Annotated in this window: 5 protein-coding genes; 1 reads left to right on the top strand and 4 read right to left on the bottom strand. The window is 59.2% G+C overall.

The window, feature by feature from the left end:
- The first annotated feature begins 424 nt into the window (after positions 1-424).
- Positions 425-7,585, top strand: a complete 7,161-nt coding sequence (locus ACRC4F_RS00205) for a retention module-containing protein (RefSeq protein ID WP_438657572.1) — start codon at positions 425-427, stop codon at positions 7,583-7,585.
- A 408-nt stretch (positions 7,586-7,993) separates the two neighbouring features.
- Here the strand turns inward: ACRC4F_RS00205 and ACRC4F_RS00200 are convergent, their stop codons facing one another.
- The 4 genes from ACRC4F_RS00200 to lapD form a co-directional block, all read right to left on the bottom strand.
- The gene (locus tag ACRC4F_RS00200; protein WP_438657571.1) at positions 7,994-8,353 is read right to left on the bottom strand and encodes a DUF6124 family protein; all 360 of its coding nucleotides are present in this window, start codon (positions 8,351-8,353) and stop codon (positions 7,994-7,996) included.
- Between the two features lie 594 nt (positions 8,354-8,947).
- The gene (locus ACRC4F_RS00195) at positions 8,948-12,181 is read right to left on the bottom strand and encodes a hypothetical protein (RefSeq protein WP_438657570.1); all 3,234 of its coding nucleotides are present in this window, start codon (positions 12,179-12,181) and stop codon (positions 8,948-8,950) included.
- Between the two features lie 195 nt (positions 12,182-12,376).
- Complete coding sequence (locus tag ACRC4F_RS00190; protein ID WP_438657569.1) at positions 12,377-16,327, bottom strand: Ig-like domain repeat protein; 3,951 nt, start codon at positions 16,325-16,327, stop codon at positions 12,377-12,379.
- Between the two features lie 129 nt (positions 16,328-16,456).
- Positions 16,457-18,397, bottom strand: coding sequence for a cyclic di-GMP receptor LapD (gene lapD, locus ACRC4F_RS00185; RefSeq protein WP_438657568.1), 1,941 nt, complete (start codon positions 18,395-18,397; stop codon positions 16,457-16,459).
- Positions 18,398-18,410: the final 13 nt, after the last annotated feature.

Below are 18,410 nucleotides of genomic sequence, written 5' to 3'. Positions count from 1 at the left end.
TGCAAAATCCAGCACATTGTTCACTCTGAAAGCCCTTGATTCAGGAGCTCTAGGGAGCATTCGAGGGTTTGAGGAAAGTTCCATCCACTTATCGACATAGGGCGGAGAAGTGCTGGAGGGGAGGGAAGCGAAACGGTTTTGAGGCGACAGATTTTTGTCACTCTACAGGTTCAGAATCGTTACGCATCGCTCGAAGGGCAATGTGTCGGCGATTGGAACCCCAAGGTTGTTGATTGCATTGGGGTTTTGCCAAAAACGCACATATTGACCGCGAGCGGCACGCTTGGTGAGACGATCGCCGGGGCAGCGGCTTACTCAGGTAAACGCAATCCGCAGACGATCCGCCAGGCAACCTGCTTCAACCATGAGCACGTTCTTCGCACAAACAGGATGCCGACAGCGGTTGGCAGCGGAGGAAATGCACATGGCAACGCTCATCGGTATCGTCAGTAAAGTCATTGGTCAGGTGTTCGCGGAAACGAGCGGTGGCACCCGACGTGCGCTGGTCGAGGGCGATCGATTGTTCGCCGGCGACCAATTGATCACCGGCGCCGAAGGCGCGGTGGCTGTGCATTTGCAAAATGGCCAGGAACTGACCCTCGGGCGCGGCAGCAGCCTGCAAATGACCTCCCAGTTGCTGGCGCATCAGGCGCCTCATGTGGATACCGCTGAAGCGGTGACGCCGACGCAGGCGCAACTGACTGACGTCGAGCAACTGCAAAAAGCCATCGCTGCCGGCGATGACCCGACTCAAACAGCTGAAGCAACGGCCGCCGGTCCAACTTCAACCGGTGCACCGGGTGGTGCAGCGGGCGGTGGCCACAGTTTCGTCATGCTCGAAGAAGTGGGCGGGCGGGTCGATCCCACCATTGGCTTCCCCACCGCAGGCTTCAACGGCATTCCCGAATTTCCGCTGGAACGTCTGGCCGGTGACCCGGATAACGGCGATGACGGTGCCGGTGCCGGGGGGACAGGCGCCCTGCCGAACAACCCGGTCACTCTCACGGGGTTGTCGGTGGCGGGGGGCGAACTGACCCTCAACGAAGCCAACCTCGCCGACGGTTCTGCCAGCAATCCGGGCGCGTTGATTCAGAACGGCACGTTCACCGTGTCGGCGCCCGACGGGCTGACCAGCCTGAGCATCGGCGGAATCAATGTGATCACCGGCGGGGTAGCTGTCGGCTTCCCGCAGTCGATCACCACGCAACTGGGCAATACCCTGACGATTACCGGTTACAACCCGGCCACTGGCGTGGTGAGTTACAGCTACACCCTGGTCGGCAATGACACCCATTCGGCCGGGGACGGTGCCAACAATCTGAGCGAACAGTTCACCGTGGTCGCCGGCGATTCCAATGGCGACACCGCCACCGGCACGCTGGACGTCAACATCACCGACGACGTGCCCAAAGCGGTCGATGACACCAATGCAAGCACCGCATCGGAAACGCTGCTGACCCTGACCGGCAGCGTGCTGCCCAACGACTCGCAGGGCGCTGACCGCATTTCCGTTGGTCCCAACAGCGGGCCGATCATTGGCGGCACCTTCACTGGGACATACGGCACGCTGGTGCTCAATCCCAACGGCACTTACACCTACACGCTGAACACCAGCGACGCCGATTTCAAAGCCCTGCACGGTGGCGGCAGCGGCACCGAAACCTTCACCTACACCCTTACGGATGCCGACGGTGACACCAGCACCGCCAACCTGGTGCTGGAGATCCACAACAACGATGACCCGGTCACGATCGGCGGCCTCAACGTCGAGGGCGGCGAACTCGTTGTCTACGAGAAAAACCTCAGCGACGGCACTAGCCCCGATGCACCAGCGCTGACCCAGAGCGGCACCTTCACCATCACCGCCCTCGACGGTGTGCAAACCCTCACCATCGGTGGCATCAACGTGGTGGTCGGCGGCGTGTCCGCAGGCTTCCCGCAATCCATCGTCACGCCACTCGGCAGCACGCTGACCATCACCGGGTTCAACAGCGCTACCGGCGTGGTCAGTTACAGCTACACCCTGGCCGATAACGAAGCGCATCCGACCGCCAACGGCGCCAACGGCATCTCCGAGCAATTCGCCGTGACCGTGGTGGATGACAACGGCACCACTGCCAACGGCAATCTCGACGTCAACATCGTCGACGACCTGCCCCAAGCCGTGAATGACAGCAACGCCGGCACCGCCTCGGAAACTTTGCTGACCCTCAACGGCAACGTGCTGACCAATGATGTGCAAGGCGCCGACCGCGTGGCCATCGGCGAAAACGCCGGCCCGATCACCCCCGGCACGTTCGTCGGGACTTACGGCACGTTGGTGCTCAACGCCAACGGCACGTACACCTACACCCTGAACACCAGTGACGCCGACTTCAAAGCCTTGCACGGCAATGGCAGCGGCACCGAAACCTTCACCTACACCCTGACCGATGCCGATGGCGATACCAGCACCGCCAACCTGGTGCTGAACATCCACAACAACGACGACCCGGTGACCCTCAACGGTCTCGACGTCGCCGGAGGTGAACTGACCGTCTACGAGAAAAACCTCGGCGACGGCACCAACCCGAACACGCCCGCCCTGACTCAGAGCGGCACCTTCACCGTGTCCGCACTCGATGGCCTGCAAACCCTGACCGTGGGTGGCATCTCCGTGGTCAGCGGTGGCGTGGCCGCAGGCTTCCCGCAATCGATCGTCACACCGCTCGGCAGCACGTTGACCATCACCGGCTACAACCCGGCCACCGGCGTGATCAGCTACACCTACACCCTGGCAGACAACGAAACCCATCCAACCGCCAACGGCGCCAACAGCATCACCGAGAACTTCAACGTGGTGGCGACGGACACCGACGGCAGCACCGCGTCGGGCCAGATCAACGTCAACATCGTCGACGACCTGCCCACTGCACACCCTGATTTCGCCTCGGTGGACGAGGGCGCGACCATCTCGGGCAACGTGCTGGATAACGACATCGGTGGTGCCGACGGCCCGGCGCTCAGCGGCGCTGTGGTTGGCGTGCGCGCAGGCTCGGACACTTCGACCTCGGCCATTGGTGGCTTGGGCACCAACATCAACGGCACCTACGGTTACCTGACGCTGGACGCCAACGGCAACGCGACCTACCACAGCAATCCGAATGCGGTGAACGGCCCGGGCGCGATCGACGTGTTCACCTACACCGTGCGCGATGCCGATGGTGACGAAAGCACCACCACCATCACCATCGACGTGTCCAACAGCTGCATCGTCGCTGCCACCGATGCCGACGTGACCGTCTACGAAAAAGCCCTCGACCTGGCCAAGGACGGGCAAGACCTGGCGGCCGGCTCGGTGATCGGCAGCGACCCCACCAGCACTGGCGAAACCGCCAAAGGCACGCTGGTCGGCTCGGTCACCGGTGCGACCGGCGCGATCACCTACACGCTGGTCGGCAGCGCTACTGGCAACTATGGCCAGCTTCAGCTCAACCCCAACGGCACGTACACCTACACCCTGACATCGCCGGCGACCACCACACCGCACGTCAACGATGGCGCGAATACCCTGACTGAAAGCTTCACCTACAAGGCCACCGATTCGCTGGGCAACAGCACCACCAGCACCATCGTGGTGAAGATCGTCGATGACGTGCCAAAAGCCTTCAACGACAGCAATTCCGGCACCGCAGCGGAAACCGTTCTGACCCTCAACGGCAACGTGCTGACTAACGATGTCCAAGGTGCAGACCACGTCGCCACCGGACCAAACGCCGGTCCGGTCACCCCAGGCACCTTCACCGGCACCTACGGCACCCTGGTGCTCAATGCCAACGGCACGTACACCTACACGCTGAACACCAACGATGCCGACTTCAAAAATCTGCATGGCGGCGGCAACGGCACGGAAACTTTCGCCTACACCGTCACCGATGCCGACGGCGATACCAGCACCGCCAACCTGGTGCTGAATGTCCATAACAACGACGATCCGGTCACCCTCAACGGTCTCAACGTCTACGGCGGCGAGCTGACCGTCTCCGAGAAAAACCTCAGCGACGGCACCAGCCCCAACACACCGGCCCTGACCCAGGGCGGCACCTTCACCGTGACCGCGCTGGATGGTCTGCAAACCCTGACAGTGGGCGGCATTGCGCTGGTCACCGGTGGCGTGGCCGCAGGGTTCCCGCAATCGGTCGTCACTCCGCTCGGCAGCACGCTGACCATCACCGGTTACAACCCGGCGACCGGCGTGGTCAGCTACAGCTATACCCTGGCGGACAACGAAACCCATCCGAACGCCAACGGCGCCAACAGCATCACCGAGAACTTCACCGTGGTGGCGACGGACACCGACGGCAGCACCGCGACGGGTCAGATCAACGTCAACATCGTCGATGATTTGCCGACCGCCAAGGCTGACACGGCGAGCGTGGCCGAAGGCGGCACCGTCAGCGGCAACGTGCTGGATAACGACATCGGCGGCGCCGACGGCCCGGCAGTCGGTGGTGCGGTGGTCGGGGTGCGCGCAGGGTCGGACACTTCGTCCTCGGCCATTGGCGGCCTGGGCTCCAACATCAACGGCACCTACGGTTACCTGACGCTGGATGCCAACGGCAACGCGACCTATCACAGCAATCCCAACGCCGTGAGCGGCGCGGGCGCCACGGACACCTTCACCTACACCGTGCGCGATGCCGATGGCGATGAAAGCACCACCACCATCACCATCGACGTGTCGAACAGCTGCATCAAAGCGGTCACCGATACCGACGTGACCGTCTACGAAAAAGCCCTGGACCTGAGCAAAAATGGGCAGGACCTGGCGGCCGGCACCGTCACCGGCAGCGACCCGGGCCACACCGGCGAAACGGCGACTGGCACCCTGGTCGGTTCCGTCAGCGGTGCGAGTGGCGCGGTCACGTACACCCTGGTCGGCAACGCTACCGGGACGTACGGGCAGATCCTCCTCAACCCCAACGGCACCTACACCTACACCCTGACCTCGGCGCCGAAGACTTCGCCGAACGCCAACGACGGTTCGAACACCCTGAGCGAAAGCTTCACCTACAAAGCCACCGACGCCTTGGGTAACAGCACCACCAGCACCATCGTGGTGAACATCGTCGATGACGTGCCCAAGGCGGTCGCGTCGGATCGTTCGGTCGCTGCTGTCGAGATCGATTCCAACCTGCTGCTGGTGATCGACGTCTCCGGCAGTATGGCCGACGCGTCCGGCGTACCCGGGCTGTCGCGGTTGGCGCTGGCCAAGCAGGCGATCAGTGCCTTGCTCGACAAATACGACGACCTGGGCGACGTGAAAGTGCAGATCGTCACCTTCAGCAGCAACGCCACCGACAAGACATCGATCTGGGTTGATGTAGCGACCGCCAAGTCGATCATCTCCGGCCTGACTGCCGGCGGTGGCACCAACTACGACGCCGCTGTCGCGACGATGCAAACGGCGTTCAACACCTCGGGCAAACTGACCGGGGCGCAGAACGTCGGCTACTTCTTCTCCGACGGCAAACCCAACGAAGGCGACATTGGCAGCGCAGACGAAACCGCGCTCAAAGCCTTCCTCGACGCCAACAGCATCAAGAACTACGCGATCGGCCTGGGCAACGGCGTGAGCAACGCCAACCTCGATCCGCTGGCCTATGACGGCAGCACGCACACCAATACCAACGCGGTGGTGGTGACCGATCTCAACCAACTCAACTCGGTGCTCTCGGGCACGGTGGTTGGCGCGCCGGTCACGGGCACCTTGCTGGAAGGCGGTACGTTCGGCGCCGATGGCGGCTTCATCAAAACCCTCGTGGTCGACGGCACCACGTACACCTACGATCCGAAAGGCAACAGCAATCAGGGCGCGCTGAACTTCAGCGGCGGCGCCAACCACGGCACGTTCAACACGGTGAACAACTCCATCAGCATCGCCACCAACAATGGCGGCACTTTGGTGGTGAACCTCGACACCGGCGAGTACACCTACACTTCGCAAAAAACCACGTCGGTGGTGATCACCGAAAACATCGGTTTCACCGCCAGCGACAACGACGGCGACCTGGCCAGCTCCACGCTGACGGTCAAAGTCATTCCGAACGCGGCGCCGGTGGCGGTCGATGATCACGTCATCACCAACGTGCTTTCCGGCAGCGTCGTGGTGCCGGGCGAGTTGCTGCTGGCCAACGACACCGATGCCAATGGCGATCCGCTGACGGCGTCACCCACCACCTTCAACACCGGCTGGATTTCAAAAGGCGCCGATTTCACCGGCACCGGGGCGATCAGCTTTTCCTCGACCGGCAACAACGCCTCCAACCAAGTCTTGGCGAACGTGCGCAGCGCCTTTACGGCGAACGCGGCAACCATGACGGCAGTGCTGGTGGTCAGTGGTTATCTGGGCGGGGTAACCACCGGCAACGCCAACGATGAGGACCGGATTACCGTCAACCTCAAACAGGGCGAAACCCTGAACCTGGACCACAACCTGGCGGGCGGTCACATCGCCATGGAGTATTCGCTCAACGGCGGCGCGTGGATCGCTCTCGCGGACGGGCAAACCCTCACCGCGGCGGCGGACGGGACCTACCAGATCCACGTCACCAACATCACCAATACCAGCGGCAGCGGCGTGAACAACTCCGAGTACTACCAGCTGACCATGACCCTCAATTACTCCGGGGGCCACGACATCGCCCCGGACGCCCACGGCACCTACACCGCCAATGACAGCCATGGCGGCAGCGACGGCGCGGCCGTGACCATCAGCTATCAGGATGGTCACACCCTCACCGGCACGGCAGGCGACGATGTGTTGGTGGCCGGCACCGGCAACAACGTTATCAACGCCGGCGACGGCAACGACGTGCTCACCGCTGGTAACGGGAACAACGAACTGCACGGCGGCGCCGGCAATGACTTGCTGTTCAGCGGCACCGGCAACGACCTGCTCGACGGCGGCACCGGCACCGACACCGTGAGTTACGCCCACGCCACCGCCGGGGTCACGGTCGACCTGAGTGTGGCCACCGCGCAAAACACTGGCGGTGCCGGCACCGACACGCTGACCGCCATCGAAAACCTCACCGGCTCCAACTTCAACGACTCGCTGACGGGCGACAACCTGAGCAACGTCATCACCGGCGGGTTGGGCGACGACATCCTCAAGGGTGGCGGCGGTGACGACTTCCTGATCGGCGGCCTGGGCAACAACACCCTTACCGGCGGGGCAGGGGCCGACACCTTCCAGTGGCTCAAAGGCAACAGCGGCCATGACCTGGTCACCGACTTCACCCCTGGCACCGACAAGCTGGACCTGTCGCAACTGCTGCAAGGCGAAAACGGCACGGCGGCCTCACTGGATGACTATCTGCACTTCAAAGTCATCGGCAGTGGTGCGTCGGTCCTGACCAGCATCGACGTCAGCGCCATGGCCGGCGCGGCACCGAATCAGACCATCGACCTGGCCGGCGTCAACCTGGCCAGCCACTACGGCGTCACGCCGGGAGCGGGCGGGGTGGTCGCGGGCGGGCACGACACGGCGACGATCATCAATGGCATGCTGAATGACCATTCGTTGAAGGTGGATACCGTGTGACCTGAAGGCTGACATCTGAAACGACAAAACCCGCCATTCCCGATAAAGGAATGGCGGGTTTTTTGTTGTCTGTGAGATCGCCATCGCGAGCAGGCTCGCTCCCACATTTAATTTGTGGCGTTCACAAAAACCGGATACACAGCAGTCCCCCTGTGGGAGCGAGCCTGCTCGCGATGAGGCCCAAAAAACCACCGCAAAACTCGCAGCCTGAAACACCACTGTGGCGAGGGGATTTAGCGAAACGTCGCACCGCCCCGTTGGGCAGCGAAGCGGCCCTAAAAAATCAGCCATCGCAAAATTAAGCAGACTGTGTGTACTGGGTCTACGACTGCTTCGCAGCCCAACGGGGCGGTGCGACGTTTCGCTAAATCCCCTCGCCACAGGAAAGCGTTCGCCGCAGCTTCTTCGCTAGCCCTGCGGAACGAAATTATCCAGCATCCGATTCACCGCCAACTCCCCCAGCATCACCACCTGCTGAATCCCCAGCACCGTATTGCGATGCGACCCCTCCATCAATCCCGCGAAATTACTCAGCATCACACTCGCTGACGCCAGGTTTTCACAGGCGTTGACCAGCAGGGTTTCGTCATTGGTGTCGGGAGCGATGGAATAAATCGTGCTCGGTTTACGCGGGGTGTCTGTGGGGATGACCGGTTTGAGGTAGTAATCGAGGGCGCGGTCGGCGGCTTCGTTGAGTTTTCTGGAATCGGTGGTTTCGTAGGGGGAAACGTCGTCAGATTCGGGTGGGTTGGGTGTGATCTTGAACATGGTGAAACTCCTTGATGAATAGAGCCGTCATCCGTCGCTGCTAAACGAAGAGGGTGGCGGCTGTGCGCGGGTTAGCAGACCAGGCATCAAGGAACCCGGCGCACCGAAGTGCCCCACGCATAGCCGCCATAATGCAGATCAGCTGACAAAACACTGTCGACAGATCAGAGGCGGCACCGGCGTGCCTTGATATTCACCGAGCTGCTAAACCCGATCGCTGATTTGTCAGCGACCGGGAAACAATAGAGCTCGACCGCAAGGCACACAAGCCGGCGGATTCTGGCGCAGTCGTAGGCAACGGCGCAAGGATGTGTAGCCTGAGTCAGTGTCTGGAGATGTTTTGTTGAACATCGTTGTTTAAGACCCCAAAGTCGCAATCTTCGGCCATGCAAAATAAATACGTCCCCCTTTCCTCCCTCCCAAAAAAGGAAGGGAAGTATTAATATCGCGCATAAGAACGCCGGTTTCTTAGATGTGTTTGCTCGCACGAACATCATCAATCAAATCGGCGTTCTTCTGTGTTTCCAGGGATTCCGTGAAGAACCAAAAATAAGCCCCTTTTACCCATCCCCTTTCCTGGTATTGTTAGATAAATCAAGGTTGCCAAGTTATGTTGTCAACAAATATCCATCCTTGATAGTTGTTGATCATTTGGCCCATCTTGACTTCAAAGTAATCAATTTGTTGTCCAGTATTGCATGTGATAGTTGTTTGCAAACCTTCCTCTGTCGAAATATCTACGGTTTTAATTGGTCTGTCGCTGGTGTCGTAAAACACTACCGTTGATCCAACGTTCATATAGCTCTTGACTGCCAAGGTGAAGATCTTGACAGGAGCGTCAAGGCTAAACTTAACCTTGCTTAAGAAGTGCATAAAAAATGTGTTCGTTCCAAACCCAGGAGCTTGTCCAAATTGATCGGTGATACGTGGGGAGTCGTATTGTGAGCTTATTTCTAGCGCATTTAGAGTTAATCCACTTTTGAGTCTTATTGGTGAATTTGTCGTGAGCGTGCGCGAAGGTTCAGTTTCGAAGTTTTCAGAGCCTGTTGAAACAGAACCTCTCACGGTAAACGTCCACGGTGGGTTGGATTCCGCCCCTCCGCCATATAGCGCTTTCGCGGTAAAGCTATGGAGCGTCACGCTTAGTCCCGTCACCAATAGGGTCCAGATCCCCGTTAAGGGGGCAGCCGTAGGCTGGCCTTTGGATTCAGTGCCATCGCGCACATCGACTTTCTCGCCTTTACTGGCCGTACCCGACAACGTCACCGCGGTTTCGAAAGTTCTGCCCCCCTTGGGAATCTCGGCGCCACTGGGCGAGCCCTTCACCGAGTCAATGGTGGGGGCGACATCCGCCCTCACGGTCAAAGTCCGCGGTGGCCCAGACGTCTCACCCGAACCGTATAGCGCCACCGCGGTGAAGCGATGCGTCGCGACGGTCAAACCGGACACCAGCAGAGACCAGTTGCCTGTTGTCGCGTTAACGGTAGCCTGACCTTTGACTTCCGTGCCATCCCGTACCTCGACTTTCTCGCCTTTACTGGCCGTACCCGACAACGTCACCGCGGTTTCGACGGTGCTGCCGCCCTCGGGAATTTCGGCGCTACTGGGTGAGCCCTTCACCGAGTCAATGGTCGGGGCGACATTCGCCCTCACGGTCAAGGTTCGCGGTGGCTCGGACGTCGCCCCCGAACCGTATAGCGCCACCGCGGTAAAGCGGTGCGTAGCAACTATCAAATCGGACACCAACAGAGACCAGGTGCCTGTTTTCGCATCGGCGATAGGCTGACCTTTGGCCTCTGCCCCATCCCGTACCTCGACCTTCTTGCCTTTACTGGCTGTACCCGACAACGTCACCGCGGTTTCGACGGTGCTGCCGCCCTCGGGAATTTCGGCTTCGCTAGGCGAACCCTTCACCGACTCGATCGTCGGCGGCTCCAGGCTCACCGGTTCCCCGATCACAAACACCAAAGGATTCGAGTAACTGGTGGTATTGGACTCGGCGCGCAAGATCTGATAACTCACACGCAGTGTTTCCCCGCGACGCGCTTCGAAATGTTGCTGCACAAATGCGGCGTTCAGGGGAAAGTCCACCGCCTTGCCAGCGCTCAGCGAATTGAGCGTCTTGAAGTCCTCGAAGATCAATTTGCCGTCGGCATCGCGCAACTGCCAGGTAACCTTATCCTTGTTCTTGGTCGGGTTGGCGATCGGGTTGGGGCAGGTGACTTTGCTGACGCCGCCGGGCAGGTCCTTGGGTTCCAGCGCGCCGTCCTTCTCGCCTTGGACCACGGGTTCAACCAGTTCGAAGCGTGGATCGCCGACATTCAGCTGCGCGGCATGCAAGGATTCGCGCCTGACGATCAGCCCGTCTTCTTCGCTGAGCAGGATGTACCACAGCTCCAGCGTGCCGCCTTCGAGGGGCTTGAGGTGTTTGCCGTCGACCGTGATGAGAAAGCCATCGGGGTTCGCGGCTTCCTCTTCACTGGGGAAGAACCAGTCGAGCAGCGGGTCGTAGGTGGTGCCATCCGGCCGTTTGCCGAACCATTTAAGCTCGATCGCCATACCGGCCTGGATGAGCGGATCAAACGGAATGCGAATGCTCACGCTTGGCAGGTCAGGATCGAAGGCTCCGCCATTTTCGTTCACGGCAATCGGCGCCGCCAGCCGTTTGGGCTCGCCGATGATGTTGATGAAGCGACCTTTGGAGCGCTGAACAATGGTGCCGGCGCGCTCCAGGTCGTAGGCAAACCTTACTTGGGTTTTCGCCAGCGCGCGGGCGCCGGCGTTGGACAGGAGCACTTCGACCACCGAGGGGACGTTCTTGATCTCTTCGCGAACCTTGATGTCGATGGTGTCCCCGTCGAGTGTGGTGCCCGTGAGGTTCATGATGATGAAATCGCCCACTGTGAACTCGGCCGACGCTGCCCAAACCTGCAGAATCAGCTTTTCATCACTGCCCAGCGTGTCAAGGTTGAGCTGGTTGCCAAGGGCTTGTTTGAGGATCGGTGCATCCAGCCGCGAGTTGCCGGTGTCGACGACGATGCGCGTTTCCTTGCACCAGTCTTCGGACTGATTGTTCACGCGGTCGCGGACCATGAAGGTGACGGCCAGACCTTTGGGGTCCGAATCGCCGGCCGCGAGGAGGGTGGCTTCATTGATGTGGACCTTGATCGGGTTGCCCTGCGGATCATCGATCTGCGCCTGGGTGACCGGCGCAGAGAGTACCAGCTGGCCGCCCCAGCTCACGGTGATCACATCGCCTATGTCGATGTTCGGGTAGGGCTGATTGCTGCCACTGCCGGGTCTGGCCTGGATAAGGATGTCGACGCCGTTTTTGGCGCTGTCCTTGTCTACTCCATCCTGAACAATCTCCGCCGGCTCGAACGCCATGTAAAGATGGGAGTGCCCGTAGCCCGGGTCCGTGTCCTGGCCGCCGGGAATCTCGAGTTTGACGTCAAGCTTGAACGACGGGGTGAACAGTTCGGGCTGCTGATGTAACCGCGCCACGCGGTAGGTCAGTAACCATTCACCGGTCTGAAAGCGCCCCACCGGGACAAACAGAGTCGTGCGCTCGGTCAATTCGAACGGGTAGGTGACGGTCTGATGAGCGACCACGTTGTTGTTGAGCAGCAACTCGACCTTGTCACCCAGGTTTTTGTTGGACCAGACGTCAATCTGGACTTTCATACCTTTGTCAGGAAAGTTACTGACAGCCGCCGCCAGGTTGATCCCCCACTTCTCTGCCGGTGGTTTGGGTTCGATGGCGCCGGGGATTTCTAGTGGAAGCAGGCCAGCCAGAGAGCTGATGGCTTTCAGGGGTTGAATGAGCATAGGGGGCACTCCGGCCGGGTGAAAGGGGTGGAGTGATTTAAAGGCTGATGCGGATGGTTTAGCTACTGTCAGATCTGACAGGTAGATATAGGTTTCCGATGAGCGGCATCGCTTGGTCGTCCTGATTTGCGACAAAAAAACCGCCCGATATAAAAACGGACGGTTTTATTGAGGTAGCGCTGCCGCCGATCGCCGTTACTTCAGTGCGACGACGTTTGAGTAGTCGCCGTTGATTCTTGGAGAGCTTTCGCCACCCGTGACCAGATAAAAGGCTCTCTGAGCCCGATACCATGGCAACCAGTAGTTGCTTGGGTCGGTCGACCAGTAATGGTGATGACCCATGGGCCACCGTGCGTTGTAAGCCAAATGTATTTCCAGAAGCTCAGCCATGCTCGGAATCCGCGCCCCATTGGCGCTGGCATGAGCGTTCGCATCTCCCCACGTTCTGTTCCCCAGACCAATACAGTGGATCACGTTCGTCACCGTCACGTCGTAAAATTTGGTTTGACCGGCGGTATCCCTGGCCGTAATGCGGGTGGTCCCGCGACCGCGCACGGTGACAAACCCCGTGTTGTCGACTACGGCGACATCCGTTCGACTGGATTCGTAGATAAAACTTCCCGTGCCGCCAGAGGCCTGGTGAAGCACCGAGTTGCCTGTGTTGAACGCCGGTAGCACTAAGTGGTGCAGCAAGATGAAGGTCTTGCCACTCAACGTGACCGGTGTGGTATTGAAATTCAGCGAAGGCAATGGAGCGACCCGCGTGAAGCTCCGTGTGTTGGAGTTCTGACCGGTGGCCAGCGCCTTGACGTATATCAAATGTCCGCCAAGGCCAACCGCAAGCGTGGTGGTCCAGGCGCCATTCAGGCCACCTCGCACGGTCTGTTTTGGACCATTATTGTCATAGATCTGCACGTCATACGAAGGCGTTACCGGACCCGTCAGGCTGACAGAGGTGTCGGTGGTTTGGCCTCCGTTGCTCAGCTCTCCTCCTGAGTGCCTGACCGATGTCAGTGATACCGTAAGGTGAGGCTTGGTCGTAAAGACGTGCGCGGGAGATTCCAGCTGATCACCGTAAAGCGCCCTGGCTTTGATGGAATAAATTTTAGGTGTGAGACCGGACAACTTAGTGGTCCCCTTGCCATCGCCAGCGAGGGTGACGGGGGCACCAATGGCTGAAGCTCCATCATAAAGCTGGACCGTTTGATTCGGGTCCGCGGTAACAAACACCGTCACCTCGGTATCGTAGGATGTTCCGTTATGAGCTACGGGGCCTTTGGCGTCGTTGACCCCAGTGATTTTGGGTTCAGTGGCGATACCGATGGTGAACGTTCTCGGTTCACTGTTCTTCTCATCGGCGTCGTATTGGGCAATGGCGACGACACGGTGCAAGCGCGCGACCAGCTCCACCGTTAGCGTCCATATTCCGCTCTCATTGACGGTAGGCTTGCCTTTAGACTCCCCGTTTACCTGGACATCGACAAACTCACCCCGTGTCGCCGTGCCTTGAATCGTCAGGCGCTTGTCGTACGTCAAATCGCCTTCGGGAATGTCGGTGTTTTGCCCATCTTTTACGAAGGTGATGACGGGTTTCAGATAGTCGTAGCGGGTGCGGATGTTCAGAGGCAGGATCCGAAATGCGATCGCGGTGGTTTCATCCGTGCTCCCATCGAAGATCACCTTGCAGCTCACGGTGAGATCGGAACGATGACCCAGTTTCAGCAGTTCCGTTCTGAGTAGCGGTTCGTTAAGCCCTTGGGTGGCTTGCGCGTCGCTGAGCGAATGGCCCTTAAGTAAATCGATGGTATAGGGGCCGGCAGCAGTGCGGCCCTCGACGCTAAGCCAGACCAGCTGCCGCGCAGCGATAAAGGGCCAGGTTTTCACCAGCACCCTGGCGTCACCCGTAAACTCCATCAGGTCCAGTACGAGATCCTTCGCCTGAGGAACCTCAGGTCTCGGCAGGTCTTTGTCAGGGTCCTGGAAGCCCAGTATGTTCAGCAGCAACGCTTCGGACGGAGTCGACAAGTTATAGCGGTCCACCGCGTAACTGACCGACACCTCACGACGGATGTTGGCACCGACCACTTTCGCAGGCAGGTGGAATACGACCTTGCCGGAGGCCTCTGCGGGTTTCTCGAGATCTTCCGAAGTGCCATCTCCGGGCGTTCCTCGCCACTTTAGTCCGAGTGTGTCCAGTAGTTCGTCCATAGATGCGTACATGCACTCAATATCAATTCCATAGAGTGCATCCATCGGATTCAGCGTGCCGGTTGGCGCCTTTAAAACCGTAGGCGGCGGCAAGTGGCCGACGGGTATTCCAACCATTACTTCCAGGGGCGCCGAGTAGCTGTACTGTCTCGTTGCGGCATGCAGGAGGGTGTAGCGGACGGTGACGTTGTAGCCGATATTGGCCGAGACGAACCTGGCGTCGACCCGGAAGCGCACCGTTTGACCGACAGTCGCCATCGTGATGGGTACGCTGCCTCGAGTGGTTCCAAAAGGGTTAACGCCAATCCAGTGATAGGTCAGTATGTCGCCCGTGAGCCAATTGACGGGTTTAATCCGCACGTGGGCCTGGGTGTAGACCTGAGACGGGTCAATCACCCCTTCGTTGGCTTCCTCGACTTCTGGTGCTGGATACGTCGCCTTCAGCGACCCCACCTCAACCCTGAGAAAGTCCGATTCGCTGACACCGTAATGGTCTTCATCGTCGTTGGAAACCCGGTAAGAGAGCTTGAGGCTGCCGTTGTTCAACGGGTGAATGTGCTCGCCCCACACATACATAATCACGCTGCCATCTTTCTGCTCGCTTTCGCTGACGGTATGTTGTTCTTCATGCACATAGGGGGTGGCGTCGGATTTTGTTCCCTCCCAGATCAAGTTGATGTAGTCCCCAATGGCTATGGTCAGGTAACGGATGACCACCGTCGCCATCATGGCGTCGCCCGGCAGTACGGCACCGATCACTTCGTTGATGGTCGGTGCCGGCAGTTGTGCGGGGTCACCGACTACATCAACGAAGGCGCGTTTGGAGAAGAGGGGCACGCTGTCGTCCTGTTTGCGTAGCTCATAAGAAGCGTCGAGCGTTCCCAAAGCGAACAGACGTACGAAATCAAAAGAGATGAATATCTCAAGGATATGAGGAATATTCGAGACAGTGGCCTCTACCGTAAACGTTCGCGGCGGGCTCCCGGGGAGCGGCGTGCCAATGACCCTGATTTTAAGGGTGTCACCTTCATCGAACACATCGCCACTCTTGATAAGGATCTGCAGTGTGACGGGTTGATGGTCCAGATCCTTGAGATGGAGTTGACCGTCGACGGCCTCTTTGAAAATGGCCGCGTCCAGGCGAGCGGCACCGGCGTCAACTAAAACAGTGGTGTCTTTTGACCATTTTTCGCTGTAATTCCACAGCTGATCATGCACCTCGTAATGGACCCGCAGCTTGTCAGCGTCTCCGGCGGTCAAAATGTCGGCGGGGAGGGCCGTGATCACAATGTCGGTAGTACCATCCACTTCCGCCTGGGTCAGTACATGCGGCAAGAGAAATACGCTTCCCCATTGCACCTGGATGACGTCGCGCAGGTTAATCCCCGGATAAGCCTTGATGGTCATCGGTACACCCTTGGCGGCCGATTCTTTTGTGACGCCATTGACAATGACATCCGGAGGTAACCGGACCATTTCAAGCTCTGAATGCCAGGGTTTATGGGGCTCCTTGTCAACTCCGGCGGGCTTATCCAGTTTGACCAACAGCTTCAAAGGCGCTGATGGGTCGTCCGGCAAGGTTTCCCCGGCGCGGGTCAATTGATAATGACACTCGGCAAAGCCCGGTACGATCTCGGACGTTGGCAGGAAAAAAAACAATCGTTTATCAAGTTCTTCGATTTTTACCTTCAGCTCATGAACCAGTTTTTTGTTCCAGAAAATCTTGAGCACATCGTCGATTGCCATGCTTAGATAAGGGTCGATAACACATAAAACCCCATTGGCATTGTCTTCGACTACGGCAATATTGATACCGCCATCAGCTTCCTCGACAGGACGGACCATGCCCGCGATGATCAGTGGCCACAACTGTAGCGGCGACATGAAAGCGGAAAAATTTTCCCGGGGAAGAAACAGGAAGCGGCTGAAAGAGGACATGATCAACTCCGACGGAAGATAAAGGTCGCAATGCCATTGCGGTACTTTCTTCTTTTAGTCAGATGATCGTCTGACGGCTACTGTCAGATCTGACAGTAAATCCGTGTTTAGGACGAACGGTCATTCCGCTCACATCGGTTCCGGCGGCCCGATCAACCGTCCCATCACCCCAAACAACCCCAACTCCCGTATCACCTCCAATTCCCCTTTGGTCTCGACCATCTCCGCAATCAACGGTAAATCAATGCTGTTGGTCGCACGGTAAATCGCATCGATAAACAGCCGCTTGTCACTCTGCTCATCAATGTGCCGGATGTACGCCCCATCGATTTTCAGATATGCCAACCCGAGCTGCGTCAGATTGCCGATCTGGCTGAAGCTGCCGCCAAAATGCTGCAAACCGATGCGGTAACCGGTGTCGAGCAGGTTGTGGCTCAGGCGTTGTAATTCATCGGGGGGCGGCAATTGGCGTTCGTCGATTTCCAGTATCAGCAGATGGGCCAGTTCGGGCAGCGATTCGAGCATGTCGATGATCTGTTTCAGCTGCGTTTGATCGCGCAAGGTGTTGCCGGACAGGCTCAACGCCAGTGGCCAGCGATTGGCAATGAGGTAGTCGAGGGTCGCTTCCAGCATCGCCAGGTCGAACCGTGCCGACCAGCCGAGACGCTCGATCCACGGCAGGAAATGCCCGGCGGCAATGGCCTCGCCTTGCGGGTCGAGCAGCCGCGCGAGGACTTTGTGGTGCAGCACCTGGCTGGTGTCGGCGCATTGCACCACAGGTTGAAAATACAGCTTCAGTTTGCCGTGGGTCAGCGCGTCGTCGATCCAGGTGCGCCAGTCGTGTTGGGAGTGATTCGTCGCGGTAGTGGAACGCGCCAGATGCGCCCACGGCCGCTCGGGATGTTGCTGGGCCTGGGCCAGCGCCTGATCGAGGCGCAGCAGGACGTCGCTGGCCGGTTCGCCGGGCTGATAGGCGACCACGCCCAGGTGCGCCACGGGCATGCAATCGCTGGCGCCGGTCAGACGCAGATTTTCCAGGGTGGCGCTGATCTCCAAGGCAAGGCGGGCCGCTTCGGTGCTGTCCAGGCCCGGTGTCAGCAGGCTGAATTCGCCACCCCGGTTGCGCGCCGCCAGCCAGGTCCGCCGTTCCGGCAGTTGCGTCAGACGCTTGAGCAATTCGCCGACGGCGCTGATCAGCGCATCGGTGCGCTGTCCACCCAGGCGTTGGTTGAGGCCGATCAGGTCGTTGATGCGCAGCATCAGCAAATGGCCGTCGAAGCTTTGCTCGGAGACCAATAGATGGTCGGCCAGTTGCTCATCCAGCAAGCGTCGATTGGCCAGGCCTGTCAGGCTGTCCTGGTACGATTCGGCGCGCAGTTTTTCGCTGCGCGAGGCCTCTTCAGAGAACAACGCCTTGAGCTTTTCGACCATCTGATTCATGGCCAGCACCACGCGTCTCAGCTCCGGCGTGCGTGGCAGTTTTGGCAGGCTGAGGAACTCGCGTTTGTTGATGGCTTCGGCCTGCCGGACCATTTTGTCGAGCGGGCGCAATTGCCGGCGTAACAACCATCCACCGAACACGGCGCTGAGCAGTCCGCAGATCAACAGCCAGATCAGGCTGCCGAGTGTGCTGTCCCAGAGTTTGGCCAGGGCGAACTGCGGATTGCTCAGCACCTCGACCTGCGCCACCTGTTCCCAGCCGCGCATGATCAGCGCATCGCCACCTTCCGGGCGCAGGTTGACCAGATTCACAAACCAGCCGGGCACGCCCTCGATCTGTGCCGGTGCGTTGCGCTCCACCAGCACCTTTTCATCAACGATACTGACGACGCGGATGCTGCGGAAATAGCCGCTGTCGAAAATCGAGCTGACCATCAATTCGGTCATCGCCGGGTCGTCGATCTGTGCGGTCAATGACAGGCCCAACGCGGTGGCGGCGTCCTGGGCGTGAGAGCGCAACTGGCCGAGCATTTGTTCGCGGGAGCTTTCCAGGCTCACAAAAAAGCTGCCACTGAAGGCCACCAGCAAGAACAGGCAAATGGCGAGGAACAATTGTTTGCGCAGTGACATAAAACGCTCCTTG

It is taken from the genome of Pseudomonas sp., from assembly GCF_051660785.1.
Lineage (GTDB): Bacteria > Pseudomonadota > Gammaproteobacteria > Pseudomonadales > Pseudomonadaceae > Aquipseudomonas.
This window is presented reverse-complemented; position numbering and strand designations above follow the sequence as displayed.

Bases quoted from the DNA above. Each gene is read 5' to 3' on its own strand.
- ACRC4F_RS00205 (WP_438657572.1), top strand. From the start codon at position 425: ATGGCAACGCTCATCGGTATCGTCAGTAAAGTCATTGGTCAGGTGTTC.
- ACRC4F_RS00200 (WP_438657571.1), bottom strand. From the start codon at position 8,353: ATGTTCAAGATCACACCCAACCCACCCGAATCTGACGACGTTTCCCCC.
- ACRC4F_RS00195 (WP_438657570.1), bottom strand. From the start codon at position 12,181: ATGCTCATTCAACCCCTGAAAGCCATCAGCTCTCTGGCTGGCCTGCTT.
- ACRC4F_RS00190 (WP_438657569.1), bottom strand. From the start codon at position 16,327: ATGTCCTCTTTCAGCCGCTTCCTGTTTCTTCCCCGGGAAAATTTTTCC.
- lapD (WP_438657568.1), bottom strand. From the start codon at position 18,397: ATGTCACTGCGCAAACAATTGTTCCTCGCCATTTGCCTGTTCTTGCTG.